We start from the raw sequence: 17,800 nt of genomic DNA on the forward strand, positions 1-17,800 counted from the left end.
CCATGCGCCCGGAAGGGCCCATGGCGATCCGATTAAGTAAGCGCAATGAAATCCGGCGTCTTCGTATCAGCGGTATTCGAGCGTTCGACGCTTGTCGTGAGTGCGCGTGGGCCAATCCCGCGCGCGCATCGAACGACATATCTGCGGGACTGCAGCGATTGAAAAAACCTGACAACGATACCCGTCCACTGCCTGATGGCGGTCTGGCCGCGCTCATGTTCATCCTGGCCAACCAGGGGGTGAGCGTGACCCCGGAGCAGATTCAGCATCAGTTTCCCGGTCGCCCGATCGGCGTCATGGAGATGCTCCGCTGCGCCAAGGGCCTGGGTCTGAAGGCGCGTTCCGTCACGACGAACTGGGAGCGGCTGGCCAAGACGCCGCTACCGGCGATAGCCGCGATGCGCGACGGAAGCTTCCTGCTCCTGGGACGCTGCGGCGAAGACAGCATCCTCGTCCTGGTGCCGAACGCACCACGGCCGAGCATGATGACGCGCGCCGAGTTCGAAGCGGCCTGGGATGGCCGCCTCGTGCTGATGACGAAGCGGGCGGCCCTGACCGATCTCGCGCGCCGCTTCGACATCACCTGGTTCATGGGCGCCATCCATAAATATCGCTTCCTCCTGGGCGAAGTTCTGATGGCGTCGTTCTTCCTCCAGCTCTTCGGCCTGATCTCGCCGCTCTTCTTCCAGGTCGTCATCGACAAGGTGCTCGTGCATCGCAGCTTGAGCACGCTGGACGTGCTGGCGATCGGGCTCGTGGCGATCGCCCTGTTTGAGGTCGTGCTCGGCGCCCTGCGAACCCATCTGTTCTCGCACACCACGAACCGGATCGACGTCGAGTTGGGCGCACGCCTGTTCCGTCACTTGCTGGCGTTGCCGATCGGCTACTTCCAGGCGAGGCGGGTCGGTGATTCCGTCGCCCGGGTGCGCGAGCTCGAGAACATCCGCAACTTTCTCACCAGCTCGGGCCTGACGCTCGTCATCGACCTGTTCTTCACGCTCGTCTTCGTCGCCGCGCTGTTCTTCTATTCACCGCTGCTGACCTGGATCGTCCTCGCGTCGCTACCCGTCTATGTCGTGATATCCGTCGGCGTGACGCCGCTCTTTCGCAGGCATCTCGACGACAAATTCGCCCGCGGCGCTGAAAATCAGGCCTTTCTGGTCGAGAGCGTCACCGCGGTCGAAACCCTCAAGGCCATGGCGATCGAGCCTCAGATGCAACAGCGCTGGGAGGAGCAGCTGGCCGCCTATGTCGCGGCGAGCTTCCGGGTGCTGAACCTGGGCAACGTCGCCAGCCAGGCCGTTCAGTTCGTCAGCAAGCTGGTGACCGCTGCGATCCTTTATGTGGGCGCGAAGCTCGTCATCGCGGGCGACCTTTCGGTCGGCGAACTCGTCGCCTTCAATCTGCTGGCGGGCCGCGTCAGCGGCCCTGTCCTGCGACTGGCGCAGATCTGGCAGGATTTCCATCAGGCACGGCTTTCGGTCGCCCGCCTCGGCGACATTCTCAACACCGCGCCCGAGCCTGCCTTCAGCCCCAGCCGGACGGCCCTCCCGTCGATCCGTGGCGACATCACTTTCCAGAACGTCACGTTCCGCTACCGGATCGACGGCCCGGAAATCCTCCGCGACATCAGCCTGGATATTCCGGCCGGCCAGATGATCGGCATCGTGGGTCCATCCGGGTCCGGGAAGAGCACACTGGCCAAGCTCGCGCAGCGGCTCTACGTGCCGGAAAGCGGCCGCGTCCTGGTCGACGGAGTTGATGTCGCCCAAATCGACCCATCCTGGTTGCGTCGTCAGATCGGCGTCGTCCTCCAGGACAACATCCTGTTCAACCGCTCGGTCCGCGACAACATCGCACTGGCCGATCCTGCCCTTCCGGCGGAGCGCGTGATCGAAGCCGCCAAACTCGCGGGAGCGCATGAGTTCATCCTCAAGCTGCCCGAGGGCTACGACACGATCGTCGGCGAGCGTGGTGGCAGCCTGTCGGGCGGACAGCGGCAACGCATCGCCATCGCCCGCGCCCTGGTCGCCGACCCCCGCATCCTGATCTTCGACGAGGCCACGAGCGCGCTCGACTACGAAAGCGAACACATCATCCAGCAAAACATGACGCAGATCGCGCGCTCCCGAACCGTGCTCATCATCGCACACCGCCTCTCCACGCTCAGGATGGCCGATCGTATCGTCACCATCGAGGGCGGACGCCTGATCGAGGACGGCACGCATGAGCAACTGATCCGGTCAGGCGGCCGATATGCCACGCTGCATCGGCTCCAGTCCGGTTTGCCTGAGGTCGGCGGCACGCAAACCACAGCGAGCCAGGCCGCACGGGCGCCGTCATCGCACTTGAGCCACGAGCGTCACCGGGAGATCGCCGGATGAGCGCTCTTTCCATCGCACCGAGAGCCAACGCGCCGAGTTCGTCGCCCGAGGGGGGCAGCCACGTCGAACCCGACACCATGAACACGGCTACGAACGATCAGTCGGGGCTTTTTGCCCTCGAGATGTTGTTGCGCCTGCGCGGAGCCAGCGTCACGAAGGAAGACCTGCGCCCTCACATCGGTGACGGCGCCGTCGGCGTCGTCGAGATCCTGCGCGGAGCGCAGGCCTATGGCTTCGTCGGCCAGATCCTGTCCGCGACCTGGGACAAGCTGGCCGATCTTTCCCTGCCCTGCATTGCGGCGCTTCACGACGGCGGCTTCCTCCTGCTCGGAAAGGTCAATGACGAGAAGGCTATCGTCATGGCGGCCAACGTCATGCAGCCGACCGTGATGACGCGGACCGCGTTCGAAGCCCAATGGAGCGGGCGTCTGGTGTTGCTGGCGCGAGCCGAGGCGGCAGCCGAGCCCATGCCGCGTCACGACAAGGCCGTGGTGGTGCGAGCGCGTCAGGCTCTGGCGACGACGACGCAATGGGGCGCGCGCAACACCCGCGCCGCCATGACGAGCCTCGCCACGCGCTCGCAAGCGCTCCAGCAGGCCATCATCGCGCGCTCCACCGATGACAAGCGCCGGCGGTCCGAGGAACTCGCATTCCTGCCGGCCGCGCTCGAGATCGTGGAAACGCCACCTTCGCCATTGGGACGCACCATCGGCCTGAGCATCATCGCGATCTTCGCCGCCGCCTTGATCTGGTCCTGCATCGGCACGGTCGACATCGTCGCCATTGCTCCCGGCAAGATCGTTCCGAGCGGCCGCACCAAGATGATCCAGCCTTTCGAGACCGGAGTGGTCCGCGCGATTCAGGTTCGCGACGGCCAGAGCGTCAAGGCGGGCGACGTGCTGATCGACCTCGATACGACGACCGTCGATGCGGAACTCGGGCACCTGCAGAGCGATCTGATGGCCGCACGCCTGGACATCGCGAGACTTCAGGCGGCGATCTCCGACAAGGGGAATCCGGTTTCGGCCTTCGCTCCCCCGAGCGACGCCCCCGCCGATCTGGTGCAGATCTATCGCGGCTTCCTGATAAGCCAAAGCAGCGAACAGAAGGCCAAGCTGGCGGCCATCGATGGCCAGCTCGCACAGAAGGATGCGGAGCGGGCCACGATTCAGGCCTCCGTCGACAAGCTGAAATCGACCATCGTGCCGCTCCAGCAACGGGTCGAGATCCGCGAGCATCTGTTTCAGAAGGAACTCGGCTCCAAGGTCACCTATCTGACCGAATTGCAGGATCTCGTCGGGCAGCGCCAGGACATCCTCGTCCAGGAGAAGCGCAGCACGGAAACGCATGCTGCGCTTGCCGCGCTGACGGAAACCCGGACGAAAACCGAAGCCGAGTACGAGCGCGCCCTGTTCGACGACCTGACCAAGGCCCAGCAGAAGGCTGCCGGCCTCAGGCGGGACATCGTCAAGGCAGAGCAACGCAAGAGCCTGCAAAGGCTGACGGCGCCTGTCGACGGAATGGTTCAGCAGCTCGCCGTTCACACGATCGGCGGCGTCGTCACTCCCGCGCAGACGCTGATGTTCGTCGTTCCGGCGGAGAGCCGCCTGGAGATCGAAGCGATGGTCTCGAACCGCGATATCGGCTTCGTCAGCGCTGGGCAGGAAGCCGCCATCAAGATCGATACCTTCAATTTCACGCGCTACGGCCTGCTTCATGGCAACATCCTGAGCGTTTCCCAGGATGCGATCACGCGTGACAAGGCCCCCGGCAGCGGCGAGAAGACCTCCGGTGCGGCAAACGACAGCAGCGAACCTCGCGGCCAGGAACTGCTCTATTCCGCGCGTATCGCGCTCGATCGCACGCAGTTGGCGATAGAGGACAAGCAGGTCAGCCTGTCGCCCGGCATGGCCGTGACGGCGGAAATCAAGACCGGCCGCCGACGGATCATCAGCTATCTGCTCTCCCCGCTCGCTCGCTATCGGCACGACAGCCTGCGGGAACGCTAGAAACTGACTCGGGGACCTCAGGGCAGCAGCATTTCAACGGCACCGGGCTTGAAGTCGCACTCAGCCCGATGCCACCGGCGGTCAAACGAGCCGCCGCGTTGCATCGCCCGTCCGATTGACGACCATGACCGCACGGACCCGGTCGTCGAAACCGATCTGGCTGGTGCTCTCGATCCCGAGCAGCGCAGCGAGCCGGGAGCGGGCCCGGTTGATCCGGCTCTTGATCGTTCCGGTGGTGGTTCGGCAAAGCGTGGCCGTGTCTTCGTAGGACATTCCTGCCGCACCGACGAGCATGAGCGCCTCGCGCTGATCGAACGGGATTTCCTTCAGAGCCGCGCAGAACTCCTTGTATTCCAGCAGACCTTCCTGCTCCGGCGCCACGCGCAACGCCTCGGAATAGCAGCCGTCCACATCCTCCACCTCATGGCGGCGTCTGCGGAGATCGGAGAGGTAGCAATTTCGCAAGATCGTCGTCAGCCAGGCCCCGAGTTTCGTGCCGGCCTGGAAAGTATCGATCTTGCTGATCGCGCGGAGCATCGTCTCCTGTACGAGATCGTCGGACCTGTCCGCGCTTCGGCTGATGGACATGGCGTAGGCGCGCAGTTGAGGCGCGAATGCCAGCATCTGCTGCTGCAGGGAGAGCACCTCGGCTTTCGTCTTTCTGCCGGAACCGTCTTCTCCGAAGCTCATCGTCGATCTCCCACTCACATCAACGGGACGAAACAAACCATCACTCGCAGGCGAAACGGGGCTTTCGGCTTCCGGCGGCGAAGAGCGCGCCGCCGGGCCGCTATTGTTCAATCTTGGCAGGCGACATGACATTGACCCGTTGGCGCGGGACGGGACCCGGCGCCCCCGGAAGGATCGCTCTCTGTACCCTGAGGACATCCCCAGGCAGGAGTTCCATGTGTTCCTCTGCGTCGATCGTCTGCGACTTGCCGTTCTGCACGCGGACAACCGCCAGGCTGCGGGTTTCAACCGTGCCGTCGGAACTCCCGACCAGCGTTGGCATCGTCACCTGGGCCTCGACCAGGAGGCTCTGGTTGGTGTCGAACTTGACGCCGATTTCGTCGAGATCCATCCGGATCTTCTGTATCTCGGCGGTCAGGGTCGCGTTCCGCTCGCTCTTCAGGTCGAAGATCCTCTGATCGGCCTGCGTAATGCTTTGATGCGAGCGCAGGATCAGCATCTGGAAGCCCTGCTCGTTCGACTCGAGCTGCGCCTGCATACGTTCGAGGTTCGCCAGGCGGCTGAGGGTCGTCAGGCCGCGCTTGACCAGGCTCCGGACCTCGACCAGTTCCCGTTCGACGCTCGCCGTTTGCGCCTTGTTGGCCTGAATCTGGCGCTTGATTGCTTCGATCTCGCGCTCATACAGGCTTCGGTTCTGCCCCACGCTGTCGATCTGCGTCCTCAGCGCATCGACGCGAATGTTCAGGAGCGAGCGCTCTTCGTCGAGCAATTGTCTCAGGCTCGCGTCGTTCTGTGCCTTCATGGTCAGATCGGGCGGAAACTGGATATCGCTCTTCATCACCAGTTCAGCGTTCAGGCGAGCGCGGCGCGCGGTCAGCTGATAATGCCGCTTGACGAGATTCTGCATGTCGCCGGTGATCGTGATGCTGTCGCGATCAAGCCGCATCAGGCCGGGGTCGTTGAACCGAAGCCACCCCCCTGCCAGACTGATGACCTGCAGAACGGTCATCCCCGGACGAAACTGATACTCGCCGGGCTTCTGGACATCGCCGAGCACATAGACCGGCCTCGTTTCGAGAACCTCGACCGACGTGCCGGGCTTGTCGGAAATGCCAGCGCTGACGAAGCGCTCGGATATCTGGTTCGCGATCTCCTTGGCCGAAAGACCGTGAACCGGGATATCCCCGACGGGCGCGATCGAAATCGTTCCGTTCGCACGGACCTTATAGTCGCCGCTCAGCTCGGGATATTGAAAGATCTTGATCTTGAGCTTGTCATCAGCGCGAACGATGTAATCGGTCATCCCGTGAACGGCATGACTGCTGGTCAAGTACAGAACCAGCGCAATTGATCCGGCGAGATATGGCCATGAACGGTTCTGCTTCATTGTAGCACCTTTCCCCTTCATGACTATCCGGCAACGGGCGCCGCTGGTATTGCAGGCCCAGGCAGGCGTCGGACAGCCATGAATGCTTCCGCCTCCCAGAATTTGTCGCCGAACCGTCCAATCATCCGGTCGTCGACCATGTTCAATACCGCTCCGATGAAGTCCGACGGCGCAGCACCCGATACGGCGAAGGCGCGCTCGATCCGCTCCATGTCCGCGCCACCCCACTTCATCACCAGCAGGATTCCGTCGATGTCCCGCGCGGCCACTCGAAACTCGGGGCCCCGTTCCAGAGGCGGCAGGCCGACGACGATCAGGTCGTAGGCGGCCAGGAGCTTCCGATCGCAATGCACCCACCAGTTCGCGGCGTCGTCACGATCATTCGCGGCCTCCACCGCAAGCACATCGGGACCGTCGCCATTACCGCTCCGAAGGTTGCCGCCGAATGGCCCCGACCGCGTGCCGGAGAATGCCTTCGGCCCACAAGACGCCTCTCCAAGGGACACCTCCCCGACGACAGGCCGCGGCGCTTCGCTTCGGTCGTGCTCCACGAGCAATACTTTCCTTCCGCTGCGGGCGGCCGTGCAGGCGAGATTCCTTGCCACGGTCGTCGCGCCTTCTCCGGCGGTCGGCGAAGCGACACCCACAATGCGCGCCTCCGCCGCCTCGATCGCCACCGCGGCCCGCAGCAGCGTCTGTTTCAGCATGGGGTTGGATGCAGCCTCGCCGTCCCCGGCATGCCCTTGCCTGGGCCGCGCCCGGTTCGACGCCCTTGCCCTTCTGCTCTTGAGCATGGGGATCGGCCCGATGCATTCCAGGCCGAACTGCTCGACTTGCTGGGCGGTGCGGATCGCCTTGTCCTTGAAGTCCAGCAGTAGCGCCAACGCCGCCCCGATCATGGACCCGGCAGCCACCGCTGCCAGGATGAGGAGAATCTTCCGCGGCCCGTTCGGCCTCTCCGGCACCAGGGCCGGCGTCATCACATAGGCGCTGGGCCCCAAACCACGTAACCTCTCCCGCAGCAACGGCGACTTGTCGCCGTCCTGCGCCGCGCTGATACGCCCCTGAACCATGATTTGGCCGACGCCATTTGCAATGCGCGCAGATTTCTCCGGATCGGAGGTCGTGACGTTGATGAGGATGGTGTGGCTCGTTCCGACCCGCTTGACCGCGAGGTGCTTTGCAAGTGTTTCAACGGCGATTTCCGACCCGCTGCGGCTCTCGTCGGCCGTCGCCCGCGGCTCGCCGACAAGCCCGGAAAGCGATTGCGCGATCCCCCAGAGCGGTGTCGCGGCGGGAGCGAATTCCGGATCCTCCGTCAAATTCAGGGCTCGCACGACTTTGGCCAACATGCCGCGCGAGCGGACAATCTCACTCTCGTTCTCGACCTGGGTCAGATCGGCGCGCCCAATCGAAATGACGGGATCCGGGCCGGGCAGGACCTCCTTCACATAAATCAGGAGCTGGGTGGAGGCCGTGTAACTTGTCGGCTTGAGCGCTACCGCGAGCATGCCCGCCGCCGCTGACACCGCGATGGACGCGCCAATCAATTTCCAACGACGGCGAAGACTGAGAAAGCCGAAGGTCGTTAAGGGCTGACGCTCGTTAATATAGACCGACATTGGAGTTCCGATCTTTATCAACCTACCGTTAGATCGGCCGCGCGAGCGTCGCCTTTCGAAAAAGCAGACCTCCCACGCCACTCGAACCGGATCGGAAGATAATTAATATTAAATAGTATATAAAATACCTATTGAAATTTAGAAGATGCTAATTCAGCTGATTGAGTAGCTGTCGAATTCGATTTATTTAAATCAACATGCTCCGATTCAACTATATGGGCAGACTTCATCCAAACAAAAGCCTTATTCCAAATCTCCCAATCTATGCACTCCATAATAATTCTATAATCTTCCGAACTGAGTCGGCGAAGAATCAATTCAGCCACCATGCGTGCCTGGTCCCCGCCCGAGTTGCTTCGCCCCCCCTGGGTGGCGCCGTGAACCTCGCGCCCGGCGAAGAACGACGAGGAGAATCCGTCCCGCAGCGGGCCCCCATCCGCTTCCGCTTTTGCCTTCCTCCTTGTGCCCGAAGCCTGAGAATACAGTTGGCTGCGCGACACGTGCTCGCCATTCTCGAGTTGCTTCAGCACAGTGCTGCGAACCGCAGGGGAGATCGTCTTCGACAGGTAGACACGCAGTGTCGATGGAACCATCAGCGCGACGAGCTTCGTGTTTGCATCGGAATTCGCCTCGCGAGCGAGCTTCATCAAGTCTTGTGCAGTCCTGATTTTGAACTCGCACGCCTTCTCGACCCATTTAACAAAGACGCCGTGCGGCAATCTTTCTTTTACCTCAAGAAGCTCGCGCCCGATTTCAACGGCATGCTCTGTCGCAGCTCGACGCAGTGCCTTGATCCTCTGCGCAACATCATGCAGCTCCGTCGCGGAGATTTTCGTTGCTGAGATCTGTGCGTTCGGAACCACGACCAACCCCTCACTCAACCTACATCTGCGATTGAGCTTACGCTTGGTGCACTGCACGGTGAAGCGAGCAAAGGGATTACGGTCGAGGGTGCAAAGGGTTTCCCGCGAGCACGAAGGGGGTAGCCCTTTCAGGTTACCTCGGAATTCGTGTCGACGATGATGAAGCGCCGGCAATGGACCGACGGCGTTCCAACCGCGATCGAGGCGATGGCTTGCCAGAGCCGGCGTGCGCGGCATCAATAGCGCTGAACCGGGCCGGGGCCGGGAGGCAACGGCTGATTTTCATGGCGTCATAACCCATCCGAAAGAGGCAGGCCGGGAGCGTGCGATCAAAGTCGCATGCCGCCATCGACGGCGATCTCTGCGCCATTGATATAGCTTCCCTCCGGCGAGCACAGCAGGAGCGCGATGCCCGCGCAATCCTGGGGCGTGCCGATCCGGCCGAGCGGGATATGCGAAAGCACCAGTTCCTCCCGGCCGGGCTCCGCCAGGACCACGCGGTTGCGGCCGGTGCGGATGGCGCCGGGCTGGATCACGTTGAAGGTGAGATCGCCGGCTCGGACGGTGCGGGCGAGCGTCAGGACCATGTGCGTCTGCGCCGCCTTCGTGGCCGCATAATAGAGACAATCGGCATTGCCCCGCGCCTCCTGCACCGAGCCGATCGCGATCACGCGGCCGAAACCGCGCGCCGTCATGCCGGGCACGAAAGCCTTCAGCAGCCGGGCCGTCGCATGCAGGTTGACTTCGCTCTGCAAGGCCATGGCATCGTCGGTCACCGCCTCGAGCGTCTGCCGGATCTCGGCCGAGGCGCAGAGCACGAGGATGTCGGGCGAGAGCCGGGCTTCGTCCAGTGACGCTTGCACCCGCCCCGTTGCATCGGCCTCGGAGAGATCCACGATGATCGCGCTCGCATGAACGCCATCCCCCTCGTCCTGAAGCCTGCGCGCCACCGCCTTGGCCTCGGCGTCACGATCATGGATCACGACATGCGCCCCTGCCTGCGCGAGAGCCGATGTGATCGCAAGCCCGATGCCACGCGCCCCGCCCGTAACCAGCGCGACGCGGCCGCAAAGGATGCCCGCCATCAGCCGAGCAACGGCTTCGCGCGCACCACCGCGTCGTCCATCGCCTGCTGGGGCGGCTTGCGGCCGAGGACGGCGGCATGCGTCTCCTCGATGAAGATATCATGAGCGCGGGCCTGCTCGTCGAAGGCCGGCAAATGGATGCGCGAGGCCTTCAGCGCCGCGGCCTCATCGGCAGCATAGGGCATCGCGGCGACCAGCTTCTCGTCGGCATAGGTCGAAATCCGGGTCGGGCCGTTGCCGTTCAGTGCCATCGCCATCGTTCCGGCCTTCGACGACAGTGCCCGGATGAATTCCCAGCTCAGTTGCTTCTGCTTCGCGTTCCGCGGGATCATCAGCGACCAGAACTCGACGGTCGGCGCATAGGCCGTCTTGCCGGCGAGATCGGCCGCCATCGGCGGCAGCAGCGACTTGAAGCGGCCGCCGAACTTGCCCTTGGCCGGGTCATTGTAGGTAACGAGCCGGGCGAAGGGATTGATCGTCATCGCCGCCCTGCCCTGCTGCATCCAGGTGGTGATCTCCTCATTGTTCACCGTCGCGAAATTCCGCGGCAGGACACCGGCCTTGTAGAGATCCGCCAACACGGTCAGCGCCTTGACCATCGGCGGCTCGTTGGCGACGAGCTTGCCGTCGGGCGTCATGTAGTCGCCGCCGAGGCAGCGCGCGAGCGTCAGGAAATTCGAGGCGAAGACCGCAGTAAAGGCGAGGCCATGAACCTGCGTGCCGTCATCGCGCTTGAAGGTCAGCTTGCGGGCGAGTTCGACCAGTTCCTCGAAGCTCTTCGGCAGCGCCGTGACGCCGCGCTCCTCCAGGATCGCCTCGTTGTAGATCAGCGCATTGGTGGCGTGGCGCACGGGTATGCCGTGCAGCGCGCCGTCGACCCTGAGCGGCGCGATCAGCCCCGGCGCGAAATCGTCGAAGGCCTCGATCGGCGCGTCCTTCATGAATGCATCGAGTGGCTCGAACAGCTTGAGATTGCGCGGCACGGCGCGGCCATTGACGAGATAGGCGACGTCGATCGTCGTCTCCACGAGCGAGGCCTCGCGCAGCAGCCGCTCATGCACCGCGTTGACGTCGCCGAAGGTGACCCAGTTCAGGCTGGCGCCACTCGCCTTGCGAAAGGCTTCGGTGGCGTCGCCGCCCGGCCCGGTCGTCGCCGCGGTCTGGTGGACGCGATGGCCGAGCGCGGTCACCGTCCTGGACTGGGCGAAGGCGCCCGTCGGCAACCCACCGGCGAGGGCGGCCGCTCCCGCGAGTCGCCCGAAATGCCGGCGCGAGATCGAATGGGACATGATGATCCTCCGCATGGTTCGTTGGCGCTGTCACCGCGCCTTTTCGCGAGGGCAGGAACGCTCAGGCCGGCAGCAGCGGCTGGACGCGCTGGACCAGTGAGGTCATCGCCTCCTCCGGCGTCTTCAGGCCGAGGACGGCGGCCTCCGCCTCCTCCTTGAAGAGATCGCCGGCCCGCGCCGCCTCGTCGAAGGCCGGCATCGGCACGCGGGCGACCTTGAGCACCTTCAGCTCCTCGGCCGCATAGGGCACGGTGCCGGCGAAGCCCGCATCGGCATAGGTCGAGGCGCGGACCGGGCCGTTGCCGTTGAGGGCGGCCTTCAGCGTCGCGTCCTTCGAGACCATCGCCTTGATGAAGCTCCAGGCCAGGTCCTTGCGCCTGGCGTTCTTCGGGATGACCATGCCCCAGAACTCGACCTTGGCCGGCGCGGCGTCGTACTTGCCCGCGAGCGTCTTCGAGGCCGGCACCGCGACCGTCTTGATCTTGCCGGGGAATTTCGACTTCTGCGGGTCGTTGTAGATGCGGTTGCGGCCCATGCTCTGCAGGCTCATCGCGGCGCGGCCCGTCTGCATCCAGACGTTGACGTCCTCCGGCGAGAGCGTTGCGAAGGTGCGCGGGAAGGCTCCGGCCTCGAACAGGGCGCGCAGCAGCTTGATCGCGTTCAGCATCGGCGGCTGGTCGGCGACGCATTTGAAGGCGGGCGTGATGAAGTCGCCGTCCCAGGCGCGGGCGATGTCGATCACGTTGGGATATGTGACGCCGGGCATGCAGAGTCCGGTCACCGCCGTGCCGTCGGCCCGGCGATAGGTGCAGGCGCGGGCGATCTCGACCATCTCCTCGATCGTCGCGGGCGGCTTCGAGAAGCCCTTCTCGGCCAGCAGTTCCTCATTATAGTGCAGGCCCGACGAGGCATGGCGGAAGGGAATGGCGACCTGCTGCCCGCCGACCTTCATCCCCTGCATCAGGCCGGGGAAGATGTCGGCGCCATCCTCGATAGGATCGCGCTTGAGATAGTCGTCGAGCGGCTCGAACAGGGTGGCGGCGCGCGGGATCGCCTGTGTGTTCAGGAGGAAACCGACATCGACCGAGGTCTCGCCGAGGCTCGCCTCGCGGAACAGCCGCTCCTGCAGCGGGCCGGTGTCGAAGGTCGTCCACTGGATCGTGGTGCCGTTCTTCTGCGCCCAGTCCTTGGTGATGTCGCCGCCCTGCGCGCCGGTCGAGACCGTCTGCATGACGCGATGCGCGAAGACGTTGAGCGGGCCGGCCTGCGCGAACACGGCGGAGGTCTCGAGCCCGGCGAGGCTTACACCAGCGATGCCGGCGACGAACTGTCTACGGTCGAGCCCTTGTCCTGTTGTCATGGTCGTCCTCCCGTGATGTCGCGATTTCCGCGATGGCGGCTTCAGCCGCTTCGAAATGCTTGTTCATGGCGGTCCGCGCCGCATTGGCGTCGCCCGCGCGGATCGCCCCGATCACGCGCACATGCCGCTCATAGGTCTTGCGCCAGTCCGCTTGGGTGCGGGCTTCGCGCGAATTGAAGATCTCCATCACCTGCCGGATCACGGGCCTCAGCCCGCGGATCTGAAAGTCGAGCAGGCGATTGCCCGAGGAGGCAGCGATCGCCTCATGGAAATCGAGATCGGCCTCGATCCAGCGCGGCACGTCGCCGAGCGCCGCCTCCATGCGCGCCATGATCGCATCCAGCCGCGCGAGGTCAGTCTCGCTGCGCCGCTCCGCGCTATGCGCCGCGATCGGGGGTTCGAGGATGCGGCGCAGTTCCACCGCCTCGATCAGCCCGGCCCTGCTGCCGCCGACGGCGAAACGGAAGAACCGGTCGAGCGGCGCGGCGTTCAGCGCCTGCACCCGTGTCACCTTGCCCTGCTGGATATGGACGACGCCCATCGCCGCAAGCTGGCGGACCGCCTCGCGGGCGATCGGCTTGCTGACGCCGAAGGACGCCGCGATCCGCGATTCCGACGGCAACGCATCGCCCGGCTTCAACCGGCCGTCCTGGATCGCCTGCGTGATGCGCTGGATAACCGCATCACCCAGCCGCATCGGCACGACATCGGCCCCGCCGAACGGGTCGTCGCTGAAGCTGTCGATCGCTGCGCCCACCATTCTCGTCTCCGTGGAAATGATGATTGACAGACGATCGACATCTTTGCAACTGATGAACTTATCAAATAAGTTTGCTTGTCCTGGGGAGGACAGCGCCACATGACGGCAGACCAGATCGAGAAGGTCGTGGCGTATCCGCTGCGCGCGACCCTGCCCAAGGTCCAGCGCACCTCGCAGGGCGACTATCCCGCGATCGAGCTTCTCGTCATCGAGGTCGTGACCGCCGATGGCGTCACGGGCTTCGGCGAAGGTCTGTGCCGCCGCGGCGCCGCCGGATATGCCCGGCTTGTCGACGAAGTTCTGGCTCCGCGCCTGATCGGCAAGGATGCCGCCGACCGCCGTGCCTTGTGGAAGGCGATGCGCGCCGCGCTATCAGGCCGCCCGGGCGGACAACTGGTCGAGGCGATCTCGGCGATCGACATCGCCCTCTGGGACATCGCGGGAAAACGCGCCGGCCTGCCCGCCCACAAGCTGCTCGGCGGCATCGGGCGCACCGAGGTCGCGGCCTACGCCTCCTCGATCAACTGGCTCGACGACGCGACCGTTGAGGCGGAGGTCGCCGCCGCCGTGAAGGCCGGCTTCCGCGAGATCAAGGTCAAGCTCGGCCACCCGCTGAAGGATGCGATCGCCCGGGCCAGGCTGGTGCGCAAGCTCGCGGGCGACGACGTCGCCCTCTATGTCGACGCCAACTGGGCCTATGACGTCGACGACGCCATGATCGTCGGCCGCGCCCTCGCCGATCTCGGCTACGGCTTCTTCGAGGAGCCGATCGCGCCGCATGATCGGGAAGGCTACCGCCGCCTCGCCCAGCACCTGCCGATCCGCCTTGCCGCCGGTGAAAGCGATTATGTCGCCTCGGAGGCGCTGACCATGCTGCAGGACCGCTCGCTCGGGCTGATCCAGCCGGATGTGACACGCTCGGGCGGCATCACCGAAACCTGGCGCATCGCCGAACTGGCGGCCGCCTTCAACACGGCCTATGCGCCGCATGTCGGCTGGTCTGGGGCGATCTGCGTCGCCGCCAGCCTCCAGCTCGCCGCCGCCGCCGAGAGCTTCCGCACCTTCGAGTGCATGGTCTACGAAAATCCCTTGCGCGACGCCTTCACCCATCAAATCGTCGGCGAGGGCTCGCAGCTCGTCGCCGGCAAGCTCGCCGTGCCGCAGGGGCCGGGGCTGGGCATCGAGATCGACCGCGACGCGCTCGCGCGCTTCCGGATCGCCTGATGAGCGCGCGCACGCCATTGTCGGCCATAGCGCTGGTCGGGCCGGTGCAGCTCATGGTCGGCGGCATCATCTTCCTGCCGGCCATCTATGTCTTCTGGCTCAGCCTCAACCAGTCCTCCTTCGGCCAGGCGGCGACGTTCGTCGGGTTGGCCAACTACGCCAAGGTGCTGGGCGATGCCTATTTCTGGCGGGCGCTGCTCAACACGATCATCGTCGTCGCGGTCGTCGTGCATGTCGAGCTGTTGCTCGGCTTGGCTGTGGCGCTGTTCTTCGCCTCGGGCGTGCCGTTCCGACCGATCCTGCTCGCCATCGTGCTGGCGCCGTATGCGGTCTCGGAAGTCTCCGCGGTGGTGATGTGGCGCTATCTGTTCGAGCCCGATGTCGGGATGATGAGCCAGATGCTCTCGTTCTTCGGCCTGCCGCCGATCGAATGGGCGGTGAAGCCGAGCCATGGCCTATTCATGGTCTCGCTGCTGTCGATCTGGCTGCACCTGCCCTTCAGCTTCATCATCATCTACGCCGCAAGGCTCTCGATCCCCAGCGATCTCTACGAGGCCGGAGCAATCGATGGCGCGACGGGCTGGGCCGCGTTCCGGCGCATCACCCTGCCCTTGCTGATGCCGGCGCTGCTGATCGCGGCGCTCTTCCGCTACATCTTCGCCTTCCGCCTCTTCTCCGAGGTCTGGCTGATGACCGGCGGCGGACCGGCGCGCACGACCGAGGTGCTGGCGGTTTATCTCTATCTCGAGGCCTTCCGCTACAACGCCTTCGGCTCGGCCGCCGCCACCGGCTGGCTGCTCGTGCTCGCCTCGCTCCTGCTGGCCCTGTTCTATCTGCGCCGGCTCTACAGGGAGATGTTCGGCAAGCATGCCTAAGCTCCCTGCCCTCCTGCGCACGCTGCTCAAGCTCCTCGGCATCCTCGTGATCGTCGCATGGTCGCTGCTGCCGATCGCGCTGATCGCGATGTCGTCCTTCAAGGCCGACCGCGACATCTTCTCTACCGGCCAGCGCTTCGTGTTCGCACCGACATTGGCGAATTACGAATTGCTCTGGAGCCGCTGGGGCGACTTCTTCTTCGGGCTCTGGAACAGTTTCCTGGTGACGGTCGGCGCCACGGTGCTGGCGGTGGGCGTCTCGCTGCTGGCGGGCTTCGCCTATTCGCGTTTCGCCTCCAGGGGCCTGCAGGCCTCGGCCTTCTTCCTGATCTTCATCCGGCTGATCCCGCCGATCGTGATCACCCTGCCGCTGTTCCCCGTCGTGAACTGGCTCGGGCTCAACGACACCCATCTCATCCTGATCCTGCTCTACGCGACCTTCTTCGTCTCGCTCGGCACGATCGTCATGCGCACCTTCATCGACCAGATCCCGCGCGAGCTGGACGAGGCGGCGATGATGGACGGCGCCTCGCAGATGCAGATCGTCTGGCGTGTCATCCTGCCCATGGCGGCGCAGGGCATGTTGGCGGTCTCGGTCTTCGTCATCGTCTATGCCTGGAACGAGTTCCTCTTTGCCTTCATTTTCACGACCACAAAGGCCAAGACCGCGCCGCTGGTGATCTCCGAGATGATCGGCGCCGTCGAGGGCGTCGAATGGGGCGTGCTCTTCGCGGCCTCCACCGTCCAGCTCGTGCCCGTGCTCGCCTTCGTCATCTTCATGCAGAAGCATCTCGTCGCGGGCCTGACCGCCGGCGCGGTGAAGGGGTAGGATCATGACTCAGCTCGACGACCTGCGCCGCGCCATTCGCGAGGCCGATCCGCAACTCAGCCGCTTCGACCCGCTGCCGCGCATCATCTGCCTCGACGATTTCGACCGCGGCATGTGCGGCTGGACCCAGCTCGTCGGCAATTACGAGGATACGCTCGACGCGATGCTGCCCGGCTACGCCCAGCACAGCCACGCAATGCTCTCGACGCTGCCGAACTGGGATTTCGGCTCGCATGGCGGCGTCGACGGCTCCTACGCGCTGAAGATCGCGACACGGCCGAAGAAGGGGGCGCAGAACGTCGCGATCAAGCGCCTGACCTTCCGCAAGCCCGGCCCGATCCGGATCGAGGCCTATTTCACCTTCAAGCCGGAGGCGAGCGAACTGGCGCTGTCGGAGACCGACATCCGCTCCTTCGGCTTCCTCTACGATCTCCAGGTCACCGACCAGCATGGCGCGGGCGGCAATCGCGTGATGCCGCATCTGCGCTTTCTCAACGCGCTCGATGGCAAGCATGTTCAGAAATGGCAGTTCAAGCGGAAGACCACGCCGATCCAGCCGATCGGTACGGCCGGCAAGACGATCACGCATTATCACCTGGCGGAATCGGACTGGGAGGACCTGCCGGGCGGCGAGCAGCGGCTCTGCTACAACGAGATCCCGACCAAGGTGAACTGGCACTATTTCCGTTTCGACTTCGACCTCGCGACGATGCAGGCGACTGGCTTTCAGGTGAACGACCGGGTCTTCGACATCGGCGGGTTCGAACCGATCCGCATCCCCGCGATGAAGAATCTCTGGTGCATGCTGAACCTCGCCTTCTTCGCCGAGACTGACACCGACAAGCGCGCCTTCGCCTATCTCGATTCCGTCTGCCTGTCGGGAGACTTCTGATGCTGCCCGAGAACCTGACCGCCGTCGTCGCACGCAACGAGAGCTGGACTGGAGAAAGCGCGACCGAGCCTTACGAGGCCGGCTGGGCCCGGGAGGCGATCGTCTTCGTCCGCGCCCTGAAGCAGCCGAAAGGCCTTCTGCCGAAGGCTCGCATCGAGATTTCCGCTGACGGCATGCACTGGTGCGCGGAGGGCTCGGAATTCGTTCTGCCGGCGGAGAAGGATGCCGTCAGCTTTCAGCGGCTCAGGCACTTTGGCAACTTCGTCCGCGTCGCGGCATCGCTGCCCTCGGGCGCCGAGATCGTGGTGCTGGTAACGCTGCATCTCAAGGCCTGAGCGACGCCGACGCAGCCCGCATTGAGGAAGCCGGGCCGGCAACGGCCCGCATGCACCGGATGCAGCCCCGCCAGCCGAAAACCGGCCTCGACGCTGGCCGAACATTCCCGGAAGACAGGTGCAACGCTGCAGAGCCGAGTCAACTGTCGTCCCACCGCGGAGCAGGACATCTAGCGGCGACGGGATGGAGACGCGC

15 protein-coding genes are annotated in these 17,800 nt (G+C 64.4%); 7 read left to right on the plus strand and 8 right to left on the minus strand.

Going from position 1 to position 17,800, the window contains the following annotated elements; all coding sequences use genetic code 11:
- The first annotated feature begins 215 nt into the window (after window positions 1-215).
- Together AC1RMY_RS16310 and AC1RMY_RS16315 are read left to right on the plus strand one after the other, a co-directional pair.
- A complete protein-coding gene (locus tag AC1RMY_RS16310) occupies window positions 216-2,384 on the plus strand; it encodes a type I secretion system permease/ATPase (protein ID WP_492866626.1) in 2,169 nt (722 codons plus the stop codon).
- Entirely contained in the window at window positions 2,381-4,393 is a 2,013-nt protein-coding gene (locus AC1RMY_RS16315; RefSeq protein WP_492866220.1) for an HlyD family type I secretion periplasmic adaptor subunit, read from the plus strand. The genes AC1RMY_RS16310 and AC1RMY_RS16315 overlap by 4 nt, the downstream gene beginning before the upstream one ends.
- 81 nt (window positions 4,394-4,474) lie before the next feature.
- On the opposite strand, the gene AC1RMY_RS16320 is transcribed toward AC1RMY_RS16315, so the two are convergent.
- The 8 genes from AC1RMY_RS16320 to AC1RMY_RS16355 form a co-directional block, all read right to left on the minus strand.
- On the minus strand, window positions 4,475-5,083 hold the full coding sequence (locus AC1RMY_RS16320) for a sigma-70 family RNA polymerase sigma factor (protein WP_492866221.1): 609 nt from the start codon (window positions 5,081-5,083) through the stop codon (window positions 4,475-4,477).
- 100 nt (window positions 5,084-5,183) lie between these two features.
- Complete coding sequence (locus AC1RMY_RS16325) at window positions 5,184-6,470, minus strand: polysaccharide biosynthesis/export family protein (RefSeq protein ID WP_492866223.1); 1,287 nt, start codon at window positions 6,468-6,470, stop codon at window positions 5,184-5,186.
- Between the two features lie 23 nt (window positions 6,471-6,493).
- Window positions 6,494-8,092 (minus strand): Wzz/FepE/Etk N-terminal domain-containing protein, encoded by a 1,599-nt coding sequence (locus AC1RMY_RS16330; protein ID WP_492866225.1) that lies wholly within the window; start codon window positions 8,090-8,092, stop codon window positions 6,494-6,496.
- A 128-nt stretch (window positions 8,093-8,220) separates the two neighbouring features.
- Window positions 8,221-8,955, minus strand: coding sequence for a DUF3102 domain-containing protein (locus AC1RMY_RS16335; RefSeq protein WP_492866226.1), 735 nt, complete (start codon window positions 8,953-8,955; stop codon window positions 8,221-8,223).
- 329 nt (window positions 8,956-9,284) lie between these two features.
- A complete protein-coding gene (locus AC1RMY_RS16340) occupies window positions 9,285-10,040 on the minus strand; it encodes an SDR family NAD(P)-dependent oxidoreductase (RefSeq protein ID WP_492866228.1) in 756 nt (251 codons plus the stop codon).
- On the minus strand, window positions 10,040-11,329 hold the full coding sequence (locus AC1RMY_RS16345) for an ABC transporter substrate-binding protein (protein WP_492866230.1): 1,290 nt from the start codon (window positions 11,327-11,329) through the stop codon (window positions 10,040-10,042). Before AC1RMY_RS16345 ends, AC1RMY_RS16340 begins: the two co-directional genes overlap by 1 nt.
- A gap of 61 nt (window positions 11,330-11,390) precedes the next feature.
- Window positions 11,391-12,689 carry an ABC transporter substrate-binding protein gene (locus AC1RMY_RS16350; RefSeq protein ID WP_492866232.1) on the minus strand — a complete coding sequence of 433 codons (1,299 nt, stop codon included), beginning with the start codon at window positions 12,687-12,689 and terminating at the stop codon, window positions 11,391-11,393.
- Window positions 12,661-13,449 (minus strand): FadR/GntR family transcriptional regulator, encoded by a 789-nt coding sequence (locus AC1RMY_RS16355; RefSeq protein WP_492866234.1) that lies wholly within the window; start codon window positions 13,447-13,449, stop codon window positions 12,661-12,663. Before AC1RMY_RS16355 ends, AC1RMY_RS16350 begins: the two co-directional genes overlap by 29 nt.
- A gap of 99 nt (window positions 13,450-13,548) precedes the next feature.
- On the opposite strand from AC1RMY_RS16355, the gene AC1RMY_RS16360 reads away from it, so the two are divergent.
- The 5 genes from AC1RMY_RS16360 to AC1RMY_RS16380 are packed head-to-tail and all read left to right on the plus strand — an operon-like array spanning window position 13,549 to window position 17,604.
- Window positions 13,549-14,673 (plus strand): mandelate racemase/muconate lactonizing enzyme family protein, encoded by a 1,125-nt coding sequence (locus AC1RMY_RS16360; protein WP_492866236.1) that lies wholly within the window; start codon window positions 13,549-13,551, stop codon window positions 14,671-14,673.
- A complete protein-coding gene (locus tag AC1RMY_RS16365; RefSeq protein WP_492866238.1) occupies window positions 14,673-15,548 on the plus strand; it encodes a carbohydrate ABC transporter permease in 876 nt (291 codons plus the stop codon). Before AC1RMY_RS16360 ends, AC1RMY_RS16365 begins: the two co-directional genes overlap by 1 nt.
- Entirely contained in the window at window positions 15,541-16,377 is an 837-nt protein-coding gene (locus tag AC1RMY_RS16370; RefSeq protein ID WP_492866240.1) for a carbohydrate ABC transporter permease, read from the plus strand. Before AC1RMY_RS16365 ends, AC1RMY_RS16370 begins: the two co-directional genes overlap by 8 nt.
- Before the next feature lie 4 nt (window positions 16,378-16,381).
- Window positions 16,382-17,269 (plus strand): DUF6772 family protein, encoded by an 888-nt coding sequence (locus tag AC1RMY_RS16375; RefSeq protein ID WP_492866242.1) that lies wholly within the window; start codon window positions 16,382-16,384, stop codon window positions 17,267-17,269.
- Window positions 17,269-17,604 (plus strand): hypothetical protein, encoded by a 336-nt coding sequence (locus AC1RMY_RS16380; protein WP_492866244.1) that lies wholly within the window; start codon window positions 17,269-17,271, stop codon window positions 17,602-17,604. Before AC1RMY_RS16375 ends, AC1RMY_RS16380 begins: the two co-directional genes overlap by 1 nt.
- Window positions 17,605-17,800 lie beyond the last annotated feature (196 nt).

The organism is Allobosea sp. GW822-FHT03F07 (assembly GCF_058801345.1).